Origin of the sequence: Vibrio lamellibrachiae (assembly GCF_050337265.1) — a bacterium.
Taxonomy (GTDB): Bacteria; Pseudomonadota; Gammaproteobacteria; order Enterobacterales; family Vibrionaceae; genus Vibrio; species Vibrio kyushuensis.
The window spans coordinates 302,920-324,623 of record NZ_JAKJSU010000009.1; the positions used below are offsets into that span (position 1 = coordinate 302,920).

Below are 21,704 nucleotides of genomic sequence, written 5' to 3' on the forward strand. Positions count from 1 at the left end.
TAGGCCGTGCATATTCCTATTGATAATAGGGATGATATACCTAGCCTTTCAACAACTTAAGTCTTCTGAAGAAAAAGCATATATTCAATCAAAAGCAAACATACACACCGCCTCATTACTGGTTGCTTCGCATATTGAAGCTGCAGCGAGTAAGTTGTACCTGCTTCATGATGCGCGTAGCAATAGCTCGTTTGAAACTTTAGCAACAAACATACTTAGCAGCACGTTACTCTATTCAGATATTTTGCTGGTCGATTCACACGCTCATCAATACACATCAATTCGTCGTGCAGAGCCTGATGTGGACACATTGAGCCATTTAGAGTGGCGATCAATAACGGGGCTTTCTTCTGACTTTTCAATTTCCCCAATATACAAAACCACTAACGGCCGATGGGTTTTCGCCACGCGTTATCAGCCAAATGAGCGCGAAGCCTTATGGGTTGAATTTGATCTTTTACATGGTTCAAACCTGCTTAAAGGTATGAGAACACTCAATGATGGCTATCTATTTGTAGTGGACAGACTGACCGGTAAGCTGGTCTTTCACCCTAACCCTCAGAGAATAGGTGATGAGTCAATCAGCTATCAAAGTGGAATCCGAGAGCTAGTTAAACAGGGAAGTAATTATGGAACTTTTGAGTACTACTATAAAAATCAGCACAAAGTGTCTGTTTATGATGCAGATAACTTTTTAAACTTAGTTTTTGTCTCTGGCACTAACCGAGCTGATATTCTTTCTAGCTCTTACCAATTTAACTTAGCTGCAGTCGTTATTGCCTCATTACTGCTCATCATCGCTGCTACTAATTATCTGATTTATCAACTTAGTAACTCATTGTCTAAGCTTAATACTAAAGAGACCATTGCGGATTATAAGCACCAGTTACGCTCCATACTCGACCGATTCTGTCACCATCAAGGCGTTCAGTTTTGTTTATATGAGCAAGATACAGGTCAGTTATCAACGATTGATTTTCATGGTAATGAGAAGGTCATTCATAGTGATAAAAAATTCAGAACACTATATAACTCAAATGAAATTTACTATTTTGGTAAGCGTAATGGAGATGATCTAGCTAAAAAGCTGCATATCAATGCGCGCCATTACACGATTCCACTGTTTAATACCCAAGGATTGATTGCCATTATTTACATGCCGATGTTCTTCCCCACACATCGTAGCTTATTGCAAATGATTAGGAACTCGGCGGAAGTGGCACTGAATAACCTGCTGCTGAATCAAAAGATGCAGAGTAAAGATGTCATGACGAACTTGGATAATAAGCTAACGATTCGTAATCAATTAGATGATCAATTAGGGCAAGAACACGTCTATTTAGCATTAGTCGATATAGACCATTTTCGCTCAATTAATGATGAATACAGCCATTTGGCTGGCGACAATATCATCATACATACTGCCAAATTGATGCAAGCTTGCTTCCCTAAACCAAAGGCTACCAGCTTGGCCCGCTTTGGTGGTGAAGAGTTCGGAATTCTATTTAAGGCCAACGATGAAAACCATGCTTATGATTTGTGTGAAATGCTAAGACATCGAGTAGAGCAAACGTCTTTAGAGTGCGAACAGAAAACAATTAAGTACACAATAAGCATTGGCATAACTTCAGTAAATGAAAGCCAACATTCATCAATAGGAAGAGCAGATAAAGCACTCTATCAGGCAAAAGGGCTAGGGCGTAACCAAGTCGTTTTAAATACTTTTCAATCTTAATCTTCTGATAAATTGTCAATTGAAAAAAAGGGCGCACTTAAGTACGCCCTTCTTTCTTCAATAAATAATCTAAAGTAAAAATTGATGCCTTGCGTGATCAAACGACAGCTTATCTAACAGCTCATTGGCAACGTCTTGACTCGTCTCATCAAATTGAACACCATAAGTCCAATAATGGCTAGATAACTTCTTATTTCTAACGATACCCGATACAATCGCACTCTTATCTGGGCAGTCGGTATCGAGAATCTTAACCTCGACAACATTGCCCACTTTATAATTGTTCGTATCTCTATCGGTCACTACTTGGCATCCAGTATTGGAAATATCACGAATCTGACACAAATACTTGTGACCATCAGGGTCCAATAGCCCTTCCAATGCAATCTCCAATCTTGCTTCAGAACGAAGCCCTGCTGCCATTTGCGTTGCTTTTGGCAATGTGATTAACACCAAACACTCAGGGCCAGCATCAACAACGTATTCAATTTTACTCTTAAAATAGACTCGGGCTCCTTCTCCTTTTTGGGCAATAGCACACGCTTTTATTGCGTAACCTCGCTGAAAAAACACCGCAAACTCTTGTGGGCTCACACCTGGTTTCTCAAGGACCAACAAATTATTAGGATGAATACCTATAAATTTAGATCGGCACTTTAAAGCTTTCCCCGTTGGAGTCGAGATAACAAAAGCAACATCACTGAGCGGGTTTACACGGCTAAACGCGTCCTCTCCGTAGACAATATTGCTAGCGTCATTGACTTTAGCTGCGCCTTCGTTGGAATCACCGTTAGACTCACTGTTGCTGCCTTGGGCACCATCTTTTTGATTATCATCAGATAAATCGATTGATTTTTTTTCCGCTTCTTCAGCATTTGTCGTCATATCTAAGCCTATTTTTTTATCTAGCTAGCACTTAAATAGGTATAAGATATGAATACAATTTCATCAAGTTTTTGAGTTAGGCCTTTAGCCTAAAACCTATGATTGTTGAAGAAAAGGTGAGGTCAGGAGTACCCAACCAACATCACCTTATCTCTACGTATCTTCTACGGTTGTTGCTTGGTTGGTGCTAAAGCAATCTCACGAATACACACACCTTGTGGCTGCTGATATGCAAACACAACGGCACGAGCAATATCATCTGCAGCTAACACACCACCCATGGACTCTTTCCATGAGCCGTAGCCTTCTTTAATCTCTTCTGAGGTTGTATGTGAAAGCAATTCAGTTTCCACCGCTCCTGGAGCTATAGTGGTGACACGAACATTCGATGAAGCTACTTCTTCTCGAACATTCTCAGAGATAGCGTGTACCGCGAACTTAGTACCACAATACGCTGCGTGGTCCGGAAACGTCTTTTTACCGGCAATAGAGCTAATGTTGATGATAGTACCGCTATTGCGAGCCTTCATAGGTGCTAGAACCGTTTGCATGCCGTTAAGTAGCCCTAGAACGTTTACGTCAAACATGCTTTTCCATTCAGATGCGTCTTGAGTATCAATTTGTCCTAGCAACATAGTACCCGCGTTATTCACTAGGCAATCTGCTGGGCCATACTCAAGCTCTGCTTTAGCAATTGCTGCTTCAAAGCTCGCTTTGTCTGTCACGTCCACTTGCTCACATAGAGTGTTAGGAAGATTCATTGCTTCTAAACGCTCTACACGACGTGCCAACAACAAAAGAGGGTGGCCTTGGTCGCTAAAATGACGAGCGATGGCCGCACCAATACCTGAGCTTGCACCAGTAATAACGATTAGATTTTTAGTTTGTTGTGTTGTATTCGTGTTCATCTTTTTTTCCTATTTATTTGGACAGGCCATTCTTTAAAAAATCTAAGAAGAGTTCGAAGCACTCTCCCTAAGCAGTGACGCCATATTAAGTGAGACAGCATTGTTGATATATAGCCCTATAGTTAAAACACTGTTGTCATACAGCAACAATAAGACAACAATAGTGCGCAGGCTCGAAATGACGAAGGAAAGAACATGATTAATGACATCAATTTGGCGGACATTCGATCTTTTGTATTGATTGCACAGCTTGGCAATTTCACCAAGGCGGCGGAAACACTCGATGTCTCTCGTTCACATGTCTCTCGACAAGTTAGTAATCTAGAAAAACAGATTGGTGCGACATTACTTATACGTACTACCCGAACGCTCAAGCTCACGAGCGCTGGCGAGCGTTTCTATCAGCAGTGTCAACAAGCCTTAGTACAGATAGACCAAGCACTTCTTGGCGTATCTGATGACATTGACGTCATTCAAGGTGAAATTAGAGTGAACTGTGTGGGCGGCTATTTAGGAGAGGAGATGGTCGCGCAGTATTCAAGTGAATTTATGCAGCTCTATCCCGATGTCACCATCAATTTGGATTTCAGTAGCCACCGTATTGATCTTATCAGTGACGACTTTGATGTTGCCTTTCGTATGGGAAAGATTGACGATGCGGGATTTATTGCACGTAAGCTAATCGATGTTGAAATGGGCACCTTTGCTAGCCCGAGCTATCTCAAAAAATATGGTGCTCCCGATAGCCCTAAGTCACTTAGTCAGCATCGCTGTTTAACGGGTTCGGTGCGAAAGTGGACCTTTTTCAACTCAGCTAACCACGAGGCTGATGTGTCGGTTAAAGGGCATTTACAGTGTAAAAATGGACGAGTGTTAATGCAGAGTGCAGTCAGTGGTAACGGCATTATTCGGGTGCCTAGGCTTTACTGTTTAGCTGAATTAGAGCAAGAGAAGTTAGTCGATGTATTTGAAGATTGGCATATTCCCAGTGTCGACTTTTCTATTTTGTATCATCAAGACAGATATCGACCAAAACGCTTGCAGGCGTTCATACAGTTTATGGTTGAGCGTTTTTCTAATTAATCACCTATCTCTATACCTAAAGATAAATCAACAGAAAAGAAAACGCCCTAGCTCAACTCTTCGTTAAGCTAGGGCGTATTGTTCATATTCACCGATACTAAATCGATTATGACATTAAGCGAGCTTTAGGTCATGCTCAGTACGGTACATGACCATATCTTCAATCGTCAGGATTGGCATGTTGTGCTTACGGCTAAACTCAACCAACTCTGGCGTTTTCGCCATAGTCCCGTCTTCGTTTTGCACTTCACACAGTACACCTGCAGGCTGAAGACCAGCCATCTGCATTAGGTCAACGGTACCTTCAGTGTGACCACGACGAGTCAAAACGCCACCTGCACGAGCGCGGAGTGGGAATACGTGGCCAGGGCGAGCTAAATCGTCTGGCTTCGCGTTTGGATTTGCAGCCGTTTTAATCGTTGTTACGCGATCTTGCGCAGATACACCTGTTGTCACGCCAACTTTGGCTTCAATCGACACGGTAAATGCCGTTTGGTTCGCGCTGTTGTTGTTTACAACCATAGGTGGAAGTTCAAGCTTAGTCGCTTGTGCGTCAGTTAGGCATAAACAAACAATGCCGCTGCATTCGCGGATCATCAGTGCCATTTGAGCATTCGTTAGGTGCTCGACTGAATAGATAATATCACCTTCGTTTTCACGATCCTCGTCATCAAGCAAGATGACACCTTGGCCTTTTCTTAAAGCCTCGAGAGCGTTTTCAACACGTGTGATTGGGTTGCCAAATTCGGCAAGAACTGAAGACTGATTCATGGTTAAACTCCTAAATATCACCAGAATCAGGGCTGTATGAGGGATAAAATATCCAAAACGAAATGCGTCAGCAGGCATCACCAATCAAGTTAGTGCTGCCTACTGACGTGTTTTCATTCTCTCTCATCCGGACTTTAACCGTCGGCTCTGGGTTTGCACCAGATCTGCTGACCTCGACGTATCGAGCGCTCGCGGGCTGATCTTATCAATAAAAAGAAATAAGATTTACCGCCGGTGGGGAATTTCGCCCCGCCCTGAGAATAAAAAATAAATGTATGTGCTTTTTTGCCTAGGCTATTTAGCCATAAACTCAAGCTTGGCTATGTTAGCGTGTTATTTTTGCTAAAACTACAATCGATACGCTAAAACTAGCGAATAAACAGTTTACCAATAACCTTTTGCGCAATATTTCGCCATTTCAGCATCATTCGGCCACGAGTTAGCCAACTTGGCGTTATCAATACCGTTTTTTGATTGGAGAAAGATTTAAACCCTTCAATGCCATGATAATGCCCCATTCCCGATTCACCACTTCCACCAAAGGGAGCGTCATCTAACGCGACATGCAGTAACGTGTCATTAAAGCAGATACCACCACTGTGGGTATTTTCGAGGATATTCGCTTGAAGCTCCTTATCATCACTCATCAGATACAAAGCCAGTGGCCTTTCACGTCGATTAATAAACTGAATAACCTCATCCATAGAATCGTAACCAATAATAGGCAGCAGTGGGCCGAATATCTCTTCTTGCATCACCAACATATCGTCCGTCAGTTCAGTCAGAATATGAGGTAACATTTGATGCTTAATAAGCTTGTCACACTCTATGGTTTCAACCTTAGCGCCTTTCTCTTTTGCATCCTCTAGATAACGTTGCAAGCGAGTGTATTGAGCTTGATTGATGATACTGGTGAGATTTCGCTGGCCTTTCTTAACTGGGAACAGAGATTCAAACCGCTTTAAATAGAGCGCACCAAATTCCGAGACTTTATCTTTAGGGACAAAAACATAATCAGGTGCGACACAGATCTGACCGCTGTTGATCGATTTTCCGAGCATCATCGCATCAATAGCTTTTTTCAAATCAGCGTCTTGACCAACAATCACTGGTGACTTTCCACCTAGCTCTAACGTAACAGGAGTCAGGTTTTTAGCCGCCGCTTGTGCAACCTTTCTCCCGACAGCCGTTGAGCCTGTGAAAACCAAATGATCAAAAGCCAAAGTACTAAAATGAGCAGAAAGAGATACGCCCCCTTCAATCGGGTAGATATGCTCGCTTAAACTAGCAAATACTCTATTCAATGCTTCATTGGTATGGGGAGTAGCTTCACTCAGCTTCACCATCACGCGATTGCCTGCCGCAATAGCGGTTACTATTGGTGCGAGGCTCAGTACGATTGGGAAGTTCCATGGAACCATCACACCCACGACGCCTACAGGCTGAAAGTGAAGTTGCGCTTTAGAAGGAGCAAGGAGTAAACCTGCCGAACGGGTGTCTGGCTTCATCCACTTTTTAAGCTTTTTTAACGTGTAATCAATATGATTTACTGTCGGCATAAGATCGCAAATGGTGCTGTCGAACGTTGAGCGATAACCGTAGTCTTGATTAAGCGCATCAACCAACTCGGTTTGATTGGCGATCAACTCAGCTTTCAGCTTTAGAAGTAACTCAACACGTTCATCATAACTGGGGTAAGGCGTTTGATTATATTTCTGCTGAACTTGCTCAAAAGTGGCGTCTAGCTCTTGATCAAATGCTAATTGCTCTTCATTACCACAAACTAATTCCATGCACTTACCCTCAAAATAACGTTAATCAACGTTATATAATCTAATTGTACAGTGTTCAAGTTATATTAATTATTCGACACAGGAATAGAAGACATCATTCGTTTTACTAAGTCAGAGGCGAGTGCTTGACGCGTTGCTTCATCAACACCCTCTTTCATCGGTCTTTGAGCCAATGCCTTCCATATCGGTTGTTCAATCACCGCCTGTTCAATGGCGTCATTAGGGAAAGCAGCCAAATACAATGACCCTTTTTCTACCGTGTCACCATCTTCATCAACAGTAATGATTCCCGTTGAAAGGAGTGTTTTTGCAAAAATATCAGAATCACTGACCATCGATTGCTGTGCAATAGCGACCACGAGCAATACATTAGCCTCCATTGGCTGCGAAACCAAACGATAGCCCTTTTCTAACATTTGCTGCTCAACCAACGAGTGATACAACTGTGATGCTTTTTGAGCTTGTGCTTTATCTTTCACAAGTACAGTGCCAGAACGTTCATGCCAAGCAAAAGTAGATACAGATTGAAATCGCTGGCTGTCTCCACTAATCACCACACCAAAATCCATCGGTCTTTGTGGCTCAACTGAGGTTGTACATCCAGCAAGCAATATTGCTAACATGCACACGACTTTATTCTTCATTATTCTACTTCCCTGTCATCAATTTCTATCGATTCTCTCTCTACTTTGGCGCACTGACTCATAATAACAAGCGTTAACTTTCGGTATTGAGAACTAACAATGATTGCCTCAAAGACACTTAATGAGTTAACCGTCACGTGACATTTGCTGAGAAATTTCATGTTGTTTTTCAGTGCACACTTCGACTGCTTTTGCTGTTACTTGAAGCGCTTGCGCCATTTGAGAGACATTGTGAGTGGCGGACAATACGGTTGACTGCAATGGCCTTAAAAGTAGCCAATAGATGCAACCAATGATGGCCAACAGTGCCAATACCATCACCGACAAAATCAAAATAAGTTTGAATTTCACATCATCAAGAAACCGTTGTGTCTTGTCGCCAACCACTTGTTTAGATTGAGAGAAGGCGACAGGAAGTTGCTCTAGCGATCGAGTTGAAACGTCAATGAGCTGATTAACATTATTGATTGTTGATTCAATATTTTCTTGTTGTGTTGGGGTGAGGTCGGGGCTTTCCGCAATCGCATTTAATGATTCAGCTAAAGAGTTTAATGATTGGCTCGTCATATCAATAGACTCTTCAATACCTTGAAGATCTAAGCTGATATTAACTTGGATAAATGAATTAGGATCTTGATCTTGTACTGAGGATGCCAATGAAATAGGCACCCATAATGCAAATCCTAGCAAAATAAGTTTCAACATCGTGTCTTCCTTTACATTTGTTTTTTAATGTAGCTATTCCGACTTATAACAGTAGCTCTAAGCGAATGATAATTCCAATTTACAATCAATAAGATAGAATCATAATTAAGAGTATTGACCCATAAAAAAGCCCTCTAAGTGTCGAGTCGCTTAGAGGGCAAATCCAATAGGATAACGTGACTTATTTTAAACGGCTTCAAGCTCCCATGAGCTATAAGGGTTTTTCATTAGCATAGAGTTATAGTAGCGGGTTTGTCCGGTCACTTCTTCAGCCAACCAAGAAGGCTTTTGAAATGCTTCGTTTTCTGACGAAAGCTCGACTTCAGCAACCGTTAACCCTTGGTTATCTCCATAAAACTCATCAACTTCAAATGTATGTTTACCGCACGGAACTAGATAACGGGTTTTATCGATAACGCCAGGCTCACAAATTTTGAGAAGTGATTGAGCCTCTTCAACCGATATTTCACGCTCCCACTCAAAGCGGCTCGCACCAGATTCATTTCCTATACCCTTGACGGTAATGAAACCTTTATCGCCTTTCACTCTCACACGTACAGTGCGCTCAGGTACTGAGCTTAAATAGCCCTGTGTAATACGTGTTTGTTTCACAACGTCGACTTTGAAGTCATCACTTTTAATTAAAAACTTACGTTCAATCTCGAACATACTTAACTCCTAATTCGCCAACGGTTTATTAATCATACCAATTACACGTTTAATCGCTTGTAGATAATTAATGTTCTCTACCGATTCAATGCCAACCTCTGCCATCGTATTCTTAATGTCTTCAACTTCCGTCGATTCAGAGTTAATCGTGTGAACCTTCGCGCCATTGATAAGCACCTCACCCACCTCACAAATAGTATTGTTTACCATATATCCAAATCGATGCTTGTGAACTCTTACCGCTTGCAAGTCTTCATGAGCTTCAATGATTGCCATAAACTCTTCTAATGTGTAGCTCTCTTGGGTGAGAGGTAACATTTCCACTTGGAAAGCTGGAAAAACCTCAGCCTCTAATGATGCGGCAGGAATAGGAAACTCCCCTTTCATTAGTGGGTTCCACTGCTCTAGACCATCTACTGTTTGAACATAGGTTTTAATGTCCATTTTTCCATCTCTAATCTTAGTGTTATTCACATCATTAGTTCTAGACAGAATATAAACTTCATCACTTTTTCGCTCCCATACTTTTTCAGGTACAGGAACCGATAATCTAGCCATTTTTTTAGCTGCTTGATCAAAATCTTGGCCAAATGTACGAAACTCAAAACGTGGCTTTGACACTTCTCCGATGACTAATTTTTCGCTCATCAGTATTCTCCTTTTAGATAATTAATTTGTCACTCGATGTCTTTTTACGTTATCCCTACCGACAAAAAATAAAAGTGATCAATCTCAAATAAACCCCAACCAAATCTGACACGTGTAGTAACATATCTAACTCTGCTCAGGTAAAATCTATCGCCAAGCGTTGCCACTCAAAGGCTATAACAAAATAGACATAGCTGGAGGGATTATTCGATTCGTGACAGCAAGCAAAAATGTCATAACTAGTCGAGACTCGAAATGATTAAATTGATTGAGATCAACGAATAAAATCACCCTAATGTCACTCTAGATACTGTTAGAAATAATAACGAAAATTAAATAAGGACATCGATATGGAAAAAGTAAACCATTGGTCTCCCGGAGCAGCTGGAAGCCCAGAAAAAGAATTGTCCCCTGCCGTCGTAGACGTCGAGAATGAGAAAGATCCCCTGGATATGTCTCAGTATAAAATGGGTAAAGTCATTGAGAGGCCACCAACAAAAACAGGGCTATTAATGAAGAAATGGGGGCTACCTGCTTCTATTATTTGTTTTGTTCTTTTTAGCTTTATTTTTAACTTTGAGTCGCTGGATCAAAAAGCACAGTATATGTTGGGGTTATTCGTTGCTTGTATCGTTCTTTGGGTTACAGAGTCTATTCCGAACTACTTAACTTCCATCGCACTTATTGTTAGCGTTATTTTACTTGATATCGTCTCACAAAAAGCAGCGCTATCCGTTCTTGGCCACCAAATCATTTGGCTAAATATCGCAGCTTTCATACTCGCATCAGCCCTTGTCAAAACTAAGCTGGCTGAAAGGGTAGCACTACTGTTTATTGTTAAGTATGGAAGGAACTCTGGATCGATCTTCCTCAGCTTTATTGCTGTCAACTTGATCCTCAGTGCATTTATTAATGCGACAGCAGCAAAAGCAGCGCTTCTCATGCCTATCTTTATGGTTGTTTCAGCCGTTTATGGTGCATCGGGAACAAAAACAAACAACTTTGCTCGAAACCTGATTTTACATAACCTTTTGATGATTAATGCTGGCTGTAACGCGTTCTTAACCGGTTCAGGGGCAAACCTTGTTGCAGCGGGAATGATGGTAGGTGCCGGCGCTTCTCTTTACTATTTTGATTGGCTACTAGCAGGGCTACCAATCACTATTGCATTAGGTATTTTCACCTACATTATCGGTGTGAAGTTTATCTTCCCTTTGACCAAAGAAGACGAACAGCCAAAACTTGAAGGTGGAATGGACTCAATTAAAAGTGCACTCGATGGCTTAGGAAAAATTCAATGGAATGAGATCAAAGCCGCGATTATCTTCTTAACGGTACTTGCTTTTTGGGCCACCGATAAGCTGCATGGTGTTCACCCAACAATGATCGCTCTCATTGGCTCTATCGTCATGCTTGCACCGCAAACAAAACTAATTACTTGGAATGATGTTGACCTACCTTGGCATTTATTAATTTTCTCAGCAGGTGCATACGCTATTGGCGCAGGGCTTAAAGAGACGCAAATCATGGAAATAGCCATTACTAACATGATGAATGCGATGGGTATGGAGAGCATGAGCTACTTTTCTTTATACACAATTTTAACGGGAATTTTTATTGCGTCGCACTGGATATTCCAAAGTAAAACCATGCGTACCGTAATCTTCATTCCTATTGTTATTGGTATTGCTCAAGCGATGGAATACGACATCCTATCTTTAGCTCTACCTGTGGCACTTTGCATTAACGTTTGTTGGACATTCCCATTTAACTCAAAGCCTGCCGCTCTATTGTATGGAACTAACAAGTATACGATGGGTGAAACTTGGCGCTACGGTTTATGGACGAGTATCTTCACTTGGCTATTAATGCTAGTTGCCGGCCAAACATGGCTTGTGTGGATAGGTATCTCACCTGGTTTCTTCTAATTAAAACTCGCTAGCCCACACACCAAATTAACCCTAAACAGGAGTCAGTATCCCTGATATTGACTCCTCACTCTTCTTGTCTTTGTTTCTAGTTCAATACAGATAGCCTTCGTGCATTGCCATCTGCAAATTGTCTTTATTTATAATATAGCTTTCATTATTAAGGATATTCGATGAAAAAAAACATTCTTAGTTTCATGAATAATACTATTCAACTAAAAAATAATATTGATTCTTTCTATGACCTACTCGGTGACTCTACATCTGTATTTGAGATCATTCTTCGTCTCTATCTCGATAATAGCTTATCGGCTTCTAAAGATAATGAAATACAGATAGAGCTTCGCTTTGAACAATTGAGCCGAATAGAACTAACCGCTGATCAATTACGTCGAGATATTGAAAGTATTTTGTATGAAAAAACACTCGTTCCTGATCTTCGAAGTGATTTACTAAAAATAATTGAAGGCGTAGATGTGCTAATTAACCTACAACAAGCCTCAGCATTTAATCTCATCAACGAAAGACCGGAGATCCCTCAGGAATACCATAATGATTTCATTGAGTTGCAATCTACCGTTGCAAAGTGTGGGGCGCACCTTATTGATGCATGTCGCGCATTTATGCGAGATCAAAACCAGGTCAGAGATCATGTTCATAAAGTGATATTTGTTGAAAGTGAAGCCGATAGAGTAAGCACACGAATGAAGCAGAAGGTGTTCTCATCTGAGTTAGATTTAGCTCAGAAGATTCATATCCGTTACTTTATTGAACGTATTGATAACGTTGCAAATCATGCTGAAGACATTGCTGATTCACTGGTTATTTACGCCATTAAGCGCTCATTGTAAGGATAATTATGGACATACTTTTACTTATATTCTTATCAAGTGGTCTATTTCTTGGTTGGGCTCTAGGCGCAAACGACGCAGCAAACGTGTTTGGTACTGCAGTTGGTAGCCGAATGGTGAAATTCTCAACTGCGGCACTCATTTCATCTGTCTTTGTTATTTTAGGGGCAACACTGAGTGGATCGGGCGCGGCTCATACACTAGGGAAGCTTGGAGAAGTAAACGCTCTTGGTGGGGCGTTTGTAGTCTCGCTAGCCGCAGCTCTAACTGTGCTAGTCATGACAAAGTGCCAACTTCCCGTTTCAACCGGTCAAGCCGTCGTCGGTGCGATTATTGGTTGGAACATCTTTGTCGGCATTGAAACTGACATGGGTATACTGCTCAACATTCTGCTGACTTGGGTACTGTGCCCCATCCTTTCCGCAATCATGGCCGTACTACTACATGGCATAGTGAAGTGGACATTAAATACGGTCAAACCCCATATTTTAAATCTTGATTGGACATCCAGAGCCGCACTGATTATTGCGGGGGCTTTTGGGTCGTACAGTTTAGGGGCGAACAATATCGCCAACGTAATGGGAGTGTTTGTCAACGCAATTACTTTGGATGACTTAGCCATTGGCTCAGTTTCTTTCAATACTGCCCAGCAACTGTTTTTTCTCGGTGCTGTCGCCATTGCAATTGGCATATTTACCTACTCCAAACGTGTCATGCTAACGGTTGGTAATAGCATGATGCCTCTCACGCCAATAACGGCTGGCATTGTTGTAATGGCGCACTCTATTGTGCTGTTTTTATTTGCTTCTGAGGGGCTAGAGCTGGTACTTGCAAGTAACGGGCTTCCAACGATTCCTCTTGTTCCTGTCTCTAGCTCTCAAGCTGTTGTAGGGGCAATTATTGGCATAGGCTTACTAAAAGGAGGGCAAGAGCTTGATTGGAGAGTATTAGGAAAGATTGTCACTGGTTGGGTAACCACCCCCCCTATCGCTATGACTTGCTGTATATTAATGCTGTTCTGCCTACAAAATGTTTTCAGTTTGATTGTTTACTCGCCAATGAGTTATCAAGTCAATCAACAGGTTGAATCACAATTGAATAAGCTTGGATTCCACAGTAATGAACTAAAGACCATTCATCAGCAAACATTCAATGATATTCGGTCGTTTCAGATGAAAATAGATGAGCTTGGTGTTGATGGTAAATTCTCGAAAGCGATCATTAAGCATTCGTTGTTACAACCGACAAAAGTTCAACTCGATACGATACCTAACGAGTGGGTCAATACGCTGCAACCTGAACGACATAACGCGGTATTACAGCTAGATGGTCATGAGTTCAACCACACTTGGCAGTTAGTACAAGCGTTGAGTAGCCTTAGTTCTAAGTGGCAAGCTGCGGAAGATACCGTACTCAACAAACAATACAATCGACAACTACAACATGATATTACAACCTTACTCCAACACAGTCTCGTTGAGCGGTAGCTTTATTGCGAAATGTTAAACGCCCAAACTAACAGAGCCCATCAATAAGATAAGTCCTAGCTGATGGGCTCTGTGTTTTTATATCTATTTGCTGATTACTTAATAAGGTCTCATAGCTTACTGGTTACTTAATAAAGTCTCATAGTGAGTTTTGCCAAAACAGTAGGCACTTGTATCCGAGCGCGTCGTATTATCCAACTCTAGCCACTCCTCAAATACAGTAGCAAGGTCACTCAGTGTATCAATGCGGTGTTGTCTCGCTGCTTGACTACAAAAGTGAGCGAGAATGTACTGATAATACTCGAAGCACAATCCATTGATTTTAGAGCTATTATAAGCCTTAATTTTTAAGTGTTGGATGTCGTGCTGTAATAAGTAATCTTGATACTCATTACCATCTCCTGCAGTGAAGAATTCGGCTCCCCTATCGGTGAGCATGCGTTCAACATTAATATCATGAGATGACATTAGCGGGAGCGCTTTAGTACGTAGAAATGTGCGCGCTGAGCGTGGGCTTTTATCTTCAGAAAACTGAGCAATAACAAAACGGCTATAGCTATCAATAGCAATATGTAGGTAGATGGTTGGAAATTGAGGGAAGTATTCAAACTTTATACAATCTTGAATGAGTAAATCGCCTGGACCACTAGTGGCAAGCTGTCCGGATTCATTATTCAGGCTGTTTGTCAGTAAGTCTATTGCTTCTAATTGTTTAGAGGAGAGCATGAACTCACCTCGATCGGCTTTTACTTTGAGAGCAGTAACACGTTTAAGCTTGGTTTCTAAATCATAACGCAACCAAACGGAGCGAACGCCATTTGGAGAGATAGCAAAACCCATTTCACTCAGTTTTTCGGATACTTTCTTTTGCCCCAGTTCAGGGTGTTCAAAGGTAAACTCAAGCAACTGACTCTGTATCTCTTTCGATACTCGATTTCTGAGCAGTGGCTTATCTCGAACCTGTTCCACTAAAGCCGCTTCACCACCGTGCTCATAGAGTTTCTTTAGTCGATAGTAACTATCTCGACTATAGCCGTATATCTTGCAGGCCTTCGATACATTACCTAGCTCTTCAGCCAAGCGTAAAAATGCCAGTTTTGATCGAACCGATTCATCTTTCATTATGCCTCTGCTCTTCCTCACATTACTATCGCCAATCAATTGATAGTTTTTACTCTACAGAAAATGATATTACAGCTTACTGAAGCTAAATGATTGTACTCAATCAAAAAACAAAAAAAAACAGCCTATATTGTGGCTAGGCTGCTTATTATTCGCTCTCTTCGAACAGTAAAACGAATCAATACGGACAGTATTTGTTTTCAATACAATATAGTTTCTCAAGCAATTGGGCGGTTACATCGCCTTTAAGCATCCACTCTTCGACATCAATGTGAATGTACGGCATCGCCGTTTCATCTGAGATATGTTGATAGTACTTAACCAAAGGTGATGTTTGTTCACGGTAAACAGAAAGGCGATGTTGAATGACATCGGATTGATCATCACTTCGATGAAGTAGCGGATCACCTGTTTTATCATCTAAACCCTCAATGATAGGTGGGTTGTATTTTAGATGATAAGTACGACCCGATTTTTCATGTATTCGTCGGCCAGATAAGCGATCAACAATAATCTTTCTACTCACATCTAGCTCAACGACTATGTCTATCTTGATACCAAGCTGCTCTAACTTCTTAGCTTGTGCAATAGTGCGGGGAAAACCGTCAAGAATAAAGCCATGTTGGCAATCGGCCTCCAAAAGTCTGGATCTAACAATAGACACGACAGTATCGTCATCCACAAGCTCGCCCTGATTCATTTGTTGCCTTAACTTAAAAGCAAGTTCTGACTCTTTTTTAAGCTCATTTCTAAGTATGTCACCCGTTGAAATTTGAGGGATATTAAAACGTTGCTCTAACACATTTGCTTGCGTTCCTTTGCCAGAACCCGGGGGACCAATTAACATTACTTTCATTAGCTTACCCTCCATTAATGACAAAAGTTTGCATCGTAATTATATACAAAGCTTGTTTTTGTTTGAGAGTGAACATCGACCCAAGGGCTCATGTTTGATATAGCCTCAAAAGCGGTCTTAGCTCTATTTACTACTTTTCTCGTATATTCTGCCTTCTTATCCTCATAACTAAATGAGACTTCTGCAACGATTGGTTTAGAGCCATTAGTTGGGTTTTCCTGGTACCAAAGAGTTAAATCAACTTCAGCATCGAATTTTCCAAGATCAATCTCAACTCCTCGATATACACGTTCATAAACCAATAAGTCACTAACTTGGCTCAAGACAAGAGAATCATCAAAATCGTAGCGTGAAGCAAAGCCAGTAAAGTAACGATTAATGTCGCCCATCGTCATAACCGTTTCACTATTAGGCTGTTTTGTAGAAGCACTGTAGACGCCCACAAATGGATTAGTAGGGTTTGCACCAATATCAAGTTCAAACTTACTTTTCGCTCCATCGGCTATAGAAGATACATCTTCAAAACCAACAATATAACGATCCGGACTACGGAATTTTAATGACGTAGTAGACTCACCGTGATCAATACGATCCCGGTAAGAGTAACCATTTTTTCGTAGTACGCAGCTGCCTGGGGTATCAAAAAATGAAACCTCACGAACTTTCGCGAGTTCGTGCTCGCCAGAGACTTCCCGTTCAATCGCCGCTTCAACAGCAGATTTCATCTGACGAAAAAAAAGATCGACTTTCTGAGTTTCGTTAGAGAAATTAAACTGCTTTTTATCAAGCATTAGTTTGTACTCTCTCGATGTTACCTCAGGGTTTGCAACCGCAACATTAGATATCAATAGTGTCGTTAATAAAAAGCTCGAAATTACCACTGTAGACAATATTGAACTACCACATCTGACTTCTACTGCTCGCTTTATAATATTATTTTCCATTATTACTCCTTGCTCTACTTCGGTGAAGAACAACACCTATCATTTAGCTTGTGTCGTGTATTTTTCTTTATCCATATTAGTGACAAGGTTAATAGAAAACTCAAAGCCAGATCTCAAACCCTGAGTTAAGCTGACACTTTTATTTAAAGATGTATTATTGAAAATGTTGAGCGTAGAAATACATACAAGATTTGATATCTCGGGATAATTAACTAAACCTGAGGGAAAGCGGGAGTTTGCATACTTATAACGATGAAGTATCAGGTGATGAATAGGTGTTTTGACATAAGAAAGGGGGATGGATATTGAAACTTTAGAAATCGAATGTCAGACCAAAGTTGAGCTTATAGTCATTTCGATCCGGTATATTGCCATCAGAATCAACCTTAGGGTTTGAGTTATGATCCCAAATAAATTTGACGGTAAAATCGAGATCGTCCACCAACTCCATATCAAAACTAAAGTGGTTACTGTGTCGAACCCCGCCCGAGGCATTACTAGCCCAGTTCAAGTCGTAGGTGTGGCTAAAATCGATGTCTTTAGTGAGTTCGTATTCCAAATCAGAAGAGAACACCACCGTTGGGCTGTTTTCTGAGGCGCTCTCCCCTTCCAATACCGTATCGAACTGGGTGTACTGGAAACCAGGGCCGAGCGAGACATCCCACTCTAAATCTGATTGAGTAATAATAAAGTAACCGAGCTGCATTGAGGCGTTAATTCGGTAATCGATATTTTGAAATTTGTCACTGTTGACCGTTGCTTTGATTGGACGAAAGAACAGCCGATTACTCAGGTAAATATCGTAAGAACCATCAAACTGATGATTTTGAGCGGTTTTTTCGCCAGAAGATTGAGTCACATTACCAATGTATTTAAGTAATGTACGCGAGCTGACGGTTTGTCTTTTACCACTCACCTCACCTGAAACCGACAACTCATCGGTATTTCCTTTACTAAAATTAGCACCGAGGAACAGGTCCGTTTCCCAGCGTTCTAGTTCTGATTCAACGCTGCTATAGATTGAGACAACTAAACTCACAGGGTATACGTGCAAGCTCTCATTTTGAATCGTTAGCTTATCGCCAACGATGGTCAAACGCCCTTCGTGAGTTTCCCCATTAACAAGACGAACTCGAAAAGTATCCGCAGTTTGTAGAACGGCAATATCTTCGACATCGATTTCAACGTCACCAAGTTCATCACTATCAAATTCAATAACAAGCTCGTACGAATTCTGATCTTCCTGAACCGTTCCCGTTAAGCTACCAAGTAAAACCTCACCCGAGGTGAGTTGCATCCAACCTTGATCTTTTTCAATCGTTACCGTTGGCTGAATAGGTGTGACAGGGGTAGATATCTCGCTCTCTTCGGGCAGGTTAGTTGAAACACGTTTATCTTCCGCAACAACTGGGGCGCAAAGCAGCATACTTAGTAATGGATATTGAAATGTGTATCTCTGTTGTTTTTTCATCTATTAAACCTAGCGATAAACCTTTTCTAATTCGACCAAATCACTCTTCCCTTTCGTACGTTCAAAAAGTACCCAATCCCAACTCATACTGGCACATTCGCTAGATGCTCCGACAGAAGAGTGTAAAAAGTGTGACAAGAGATCCGCTAGGTTGATGAAACCACACAATAAGTCAGTTTTATTTTATTCATCTCTTTAGCCTTATCAGTAACAGATAAGCGAGGACATATCTCGCTTTGCAATAGACGGAGAAAATGATGAAAAGGAACCACGCCATAGACTCAGTTCGAGGGCTATTACTGCTCTGTATGGCCATCAATCATTACATTTGGATAACCGGAGGGTGGTCCGTTGTTCAGCGATTAACGCTACAGCCTTTCGGTCAAGTAGGAGCGGCAGAAGGGTTTATCTTTATTTCGGGACTAATGGTTGGACTGATCTATTGTCGACCTTCAGCTGCGCAGGTTACCCGCTCATTATTTACTCGGGTAAAGCAGCTCTACAGCTATCATGTTGCCTCACTGATTCTCATCATCATGCTATCTTTTTCCCTATCCTATTTATGGTCAATCGATCCTTCTTTTATTCACTCGATGTTTCCATTTCTCACCAGACAGCCTGAACTGGCAACGCCACTCATTCTTTTAATGATCCACAAACCCGCCTACTTTGACATTTTACCCATGTACATCGCTTTTATGCTGCTTGCACCGCTCGTTATCACGCTATTATACCGAGGGAAAGTGGTCTTAATCATCGCTATAAGCCTTGCCATGTGGCTGAGTAGTTCGTGGGTTGACGCATCCTTCTGGGCGGCTCAAGTTGCACCGTTAACACCAATCAATACCGGTTACTTTAGCTGGCTAGCTTGGCAGCTCCCATTCGTCATAGGAATCGGCCTTGGCTATAGTCATCACCACCTTTCAATCCAATGGTTTAAATACAAAAGCGCGCTAATCGTCACAGCGATAATCGCGACGTTTATTTTTCTTACGCATCACAATGTTTTCGCTCAGGCCTTTGGGATTCATCAAGGCACGCTTTATCAACTCGCAAACAAGCCTACGCTCGGTTGGTTGAGAGTATTAAACCTAGCAATGCTTATCTATTTAATCAGCTACGTTATTCACCATAAACCTCATTATCTAACGTTTCGCCCTCTCGCACTGCTCGGTCGTCACTCTCTACCCGTGTTTGCTTGGCACTATGTCGTCATTTTTACGCTCGCGCCTTTATCACGCCTATTCATTCAAAGTGCTACCCATTACAACTTGATGCTGGTAGCCGTTGCTCTACTGCTCTTTATCCCCCCTCTTATTAGAGAAAAACACTTAACAATTCGTCGATTCACATTTAACAGGAGTACATAAGTGAAATTTTTACTATTACCAATGATCACTATTGGATTAATGGGCTGTGACCAGTCAGCCCAGCAGTTACAAAACCTCGATAATCTAAATCTAGCCGATAGCTCAAAGTTACATACTTTGGCGGTAAACCTATCCAGCACTACAGATGAAGGCGGCATCGTTCGAATAGAGCTGCATCAGGAAAATGATCAAATACTGGAGGAGAGGAACATAGATATGAGTGAATTCTCTAATCCAATCATGTTTCAAAACTTGAAAGGAGGGTATTACTCGGTACATGTTTATCAAGACATTGATAACAATGGACAACTCACTATGGCTGGTGTTGTGCCACAAGAGCCGCTTGGTTTTTCAAACAACCCAATTCTTCAAGGGCCCCCCACTTTCGCGATGATTGGTTTTGAGGTTACCGAAAATAATACTCAAGAGATACAGATGATCGATTATCGATATTGATATTGATATTGATAGTCGATCTAACGTTTCTTAACTGGGATCAAGAGTTCCATTTGCCACTCTTGATCCTCACTTTTTGGACCTATAGAGATCAATGATGTAATCCACTCATAGCCTCGTACTAAATAAAATGGAGACTCGCTCAAATAGTAGTAATAGAGCATCTCAAGATCATCGCCTATTTCCCTGACTGTTCCTTGCAATTTACACTGCAAATAACTTGCGGGTAGTACTTGACCACTCCCTTGTGAAAACTCAAAAAAAGCGCTGTCATAATCGTGTTTTGGCTCAAACACGCCTTGGTCATCTCGCCCAATCAAAATGGCCCCAAGTCCCGAATTAATCAATTGTTGTTTAGATTTAAAATGGGTAATGACTTCAGAGAGTCGTTGATGTTTAAGCACACAATGAGAAGAAATTTGATAAGAATCGAGTGCCCCTTGCTGCAAAGGCCGTGTAACGAGCTTAGTGCCCAATTCAAGTACACTTTTCGGTAAGGTGTTTTCTTGCTGCGCCAGTAGTTCAATAGAACATATCAAAACGCCATCGGGTTGTTGGTGCCAAATAATAGGTAAAGCTTTTACCGTAAACTGATGTTTGGGCATAAAAACTAAATGAAGATATTGAAAAAAAACAGCAATAGATTCGACATTTTCTACTCTAAACTGCCACATGTCTCTGGTAGGTAAGGTGACTTCTGTTAGCGTGTGCTTACTTTCTTCTGGTAGTCCATCACAAACCACTAGCATTTGAAATAGCCCTGAAAGATAAGTGCAATTGTTGCGATATTCTAATGTGTAGTACTTTCTATCTTGATGATTCCAGCCGTCTGTTGCTTGCTCAAATTCAGACCATAATTTTTTCAATGGCACACTAAACTCATCACCACAGATCGAAATTGAAAGAAATACCTCAGGTACGCCCTGAACCCGAGTAGAAGAGAACACTGAACGTACTGGAGGGCTAGCTTCCATCGTTGAAACAAACGTAAGGTAAGCCGGCGTAATGGGCAACTCGAAAATGAATTCGGCAAATCGTGATGAGTATTTTAGGTGCTTTGGCGAGACATGAAACTGCTTTTTAAACGCACGATAAAAGGCTTCGTGGCTATCGAAACCAAACTCGAGGGCAATGTCGATTAACCTCTTATCACTATTAGCAATTTCAATTGCCGCTAGTGAGAGTAAACGAGCGCGATAGTAGTGTCCTACGGACATTCCCGTATAACGTTTAAACTCATGCTGTAAGTGCCATTTACTGACATTCAGCTGCTGAGCTAGTTTCGTCACATCGAGCTTTCTCGGTAGCATCAATTCAATCGAATTAACAATACGCATGATAAAAGTAAACTGTCTCATGCGCCCAAGATTGCCCGATA

General features: G+C 41.4%; 20 protein-coding genes and 1 riboswitch. Of the genes, 7 read left to right on the forward strand and 13 right to left on the reverse strand.

Annotated features, from left to right (window positions below):
- The first annotated feature begins 31 nt into the window (after positions 1-31).
- Positions 32-1,735, forward strand: coding sequence for a sensor domain-containing diguanylate cyclase (locus tag L4C54_RS16440; protein WP_428809017.1), 1,704 nt, complete (start codon positions 32-34; stop codon positions 1,733-1,735).
- A gap of 69 nt (positions 1,736-1,804) precedes the next feature.
- Here L4C54_RS16440 and L4C54_RS16445 read toward each other — a convergent pair whose 3' ends face one another.
- Together L4C54_RS16445 and L4C54_RS16450 are read right to left on the reverse strand one after the other, a co-directional pair.
- Positions 1,805-2,620, reverse strand: a complete 816-nt coding sequence (locus L4C54_RS16445; RefSeq protein WP_428809018.1) for a PilZ domain-containing protein — start codon at positions 2,618-2,620, stop codon at positions 1,805-1,807.
- Positions 2,621-2,784: 164 nt separating this feature from the next.
- On the reverse strand, positions 2,785-3,528 hold the full coding sequence (locus L4C54_RS16450; RefSeq protein ID WP_428809019.1) for an SDR family oxidoreductase: 744 nt from the start codon (positions 3,526-3,528) through the stop codon (positions 2,785-2,787).
- 195 nt (positions 3,529-3,723) lie between these two features.
- On the opposite strand from L4C54_RS16450, the gene L4C54_RS16455 reads away from it, so the two are divergent.
- A complete protein-coding gene (locus L4C54_RS16455; RefSeq protein ID WP_428809020.1) occupies positions 3,724-4,611 on the forward strand; it encodes a LysR family transcriptional regulator in 888 nt (295 codons plus the stop codon).
- A gap of 114 nt (positions 4,612-4,725) precedes the next feature.
- Here the strand turns inward: L4C54_RS16455 and ribB are convergent, their stop codons facing one another.
- The 6 genes from ribB to L4C54_RS16485 all read right to left on the reverse strand — a co-directional run bounded on the left by ribB (position 4,726) and on the right by L4C54_RS16485 (position 9,841).
- Entirely contained in the window at positions 4,726-5,382 is a 657-nt protein-coding gene (gene ribB / locus L4C54_RS16460) for a 3,4-dihydroxy-2-butanone-4-phosphate synthase (RefSeq protein ID WP_248009219.1), read from the reverse strand.
- Positions 5,383-5,493: 111 nt separating this feature from the next.
- Positions 5,494-5,648, reverse strand: a riboswitch (FMN riboswitch).
- Positions 5,649-5,750: 102 nt separating this feature from the next.
- Positions 5,751-7,175 (reverse strand): coniferyl aldehyde dehydrogenase, encoded by a 1,425-nt coding sequence (locus L4C54_RS16465; RefSeq protein WP_428809021.1) that lies wholly within the window; start codon positions 7,173-7,175, stop codon positions 5,751-5,753.
- Between the two features lie 65 nt (positions 7,176-7,240).
- Complete coding sequence (locus L4C54_RS16470) at positions 7,241-7,819, reverse strand: DUF4136 domain-containing protein (protein WP_428803101.1); 579 nt, start codon at positions 7,817-7,819, stop codon at positions 7,241-7,243.
- Positions 7,820-7,945: 126 nt separating this feature from the next.
- Positions 7,946-8,524 (reverse strand): hypothetical protein, encoded by a 579-nt coding sequence (locus L4C54_RS16475; RefSeq protein WP_428809022.1) that lies wholly within the window; start codon positions 8,522-8,524, stop codon positions 7,946-7,948.
- 186 nt (positions 8,525-8,710) lie between these two features.
- Entirely contained in the window at positions 8,711-9,193 is a 483-nt protein-coding gene (locus L4C54_RS16480) for a CYTH domain-containing protein (RefSeq protein WP_428809023.1), read from the reverse strand.
- A 9-nt stretch (positions 9,194-9,202) separates the two neighbouring features.
- Positions 9,203-9,841, reverse strand: a complete 639-nt coding sequence (locus L4C54_RS16485; protein WP_428809024.1) for a hypothetical protein — start codon at positions 9,839-9,841, stop codon at positions 9,203-9,205.
- A gap of 350 nt (positions 9,842-10,191) precedes the next feature.
- Between L4C54_RS16485 and L4C54_RS16490 the strand changes: the two genes are divergently transcribed.
- The 3 genes from L4C54_RS16490 (at position 10,192) to L4C54_RS16500 (ending at position 14,107) form a co-directional block, all read left to right on the forward strand.
- Positions 10,192-11,769, forward strand: a complete 1,578-nt coding sequence (locus tag L4C54_RS16490; protein ID WP_428809025.1) for an SLC13 family permease — start codon at positions 10,192-10,194, stop codon at positions 11,767-11,769.
- A gap of 173 nt (positions 11,770-11,942) precedes the next feature.
- Complete coding sequence (locus tag L4C54_RS16495) at positions 11,943-12,620, forward strand: DUF47 domain-containing protein (RefSeq protein ID WP_428803106.1); 678 nt, start codon at positions 11,943-11,945, stop codon at positions 12,618-12,620.
- An 8-nt stretch (positions 12,621-12,628) separates the two neighbouring features.
- Entirely contained in the window at positions 12,629-14,107 is a 1,479-nt protein-coding gene (locus L4C54_RS16500; RefSeq protein WP_428809026.1) for an inorganic phosphate transporter, read from the forward strand.
- A 117-nt stretch (positions 14,108-14,224) separates the two neighbouring features.
- Here the strand turns inward: L4C54_RS16500 and L4C54_RS16505 are convergent, their stop codons facing one another.
- The 4 genes from L4C54_RS16505 to L4C54_RS16520 all read right to left on the reverse strand — a co-directional run bounded on the left by L4C54_RS16505 (position 14,225) and on the right by L4C54_RS16520 (position 18,500).
- Positions 14,225-15,229, reverse strand: coding sequence for a helix-turn-helix domain-containing protein (locus L4C54_RS16505; protein WP_428803108.1), 1,005 nt, complete (start codon positions 15,227-15,229; stop codon positions 14,225-14,227).
- 178 nt (positions 15,230-15,407) lie between these two features.
- Positions 15,408-16,085, reverse strand: a complete 678-nt coding sequence (gene adk, locus L4C54_RS16510) for an adenylate kinase (RefSeq protein ID WP_428809027.1) — start codon at positions 16,083-16,085, stop codon at positions 15,408-15,410.
- A 14-nt stretch (positions 16,086-16,099) separates the two neighbouring features.
- Positions 16,100-17,029, reverse strand: coding sequence for a hypothetical protein (locus L4C54_RS16515; RefSeq protein WP_428803110.1), 930 nt, complete (start codon positions 17,027-17,029; stop codon positions 16,100-16,102).
- A gap of 313 nt (positions 17,030-17,342) precedes the next feature.
- Positions 17,343-18,500 (reverse strand): DUF481 domain-containing protein, encoded by a 1,158-nt coding sequence (locus L4C54_RS16520; RefSeq protein ID WP_428809028.1) that lies wholly within the window; start codon positions 18,498-18,500, stop codon positions 17,343-17,345.
- A gap of 254 nt (positions 18,501-18,754) precedes the next feature.
- Here L4C54_RS16520 and opgC point away from each other — a divergent pair, with 254 nt between their 5' ends.
- Both opgC and L4C54_RS16530 read left to right on the forward strand, forming a co-directional pair.
- Positions 18,755-19,870: an OpgC domain-containing protein gene (opgC, locus tag L4C54_RS16525; protein ID WP_428809029.1), complete on the forward strand. Its 1,116-nt coding sequence runs from the start codon at positions 18,755-18,757 to the stop codon at positions 19,868-19,870.
- Positions 19,871-20,326, forward strand: a complete 456-nt coding sequence (locus L4C54_RS16530) for a DUF2141 domain-containing protein (RefSeq protein ID WP_428809030.1) — start codon at positions 19,871-19,873, stop codon at positions 20,324-20,326.
- A gap of 20 nt (positions 20,327-20,346) precedes the next feature.
- On the opposite strand, the gene L4C54_RS16535 is transcribed toward L4C54_RS16530, so the two are convergent.
- A complete protein-coding gene (locus tag L4C54_RS16535; protein WP_428809031.1) occupies positions 20,347-21,684 on the reverse strand; it encodes a helix-turn-helix transcriptional regulator in 1,338 nt (445 codons plus the stop codon).
- Positions 21,685-21,704: the final 20 nt, after the last annotated feature.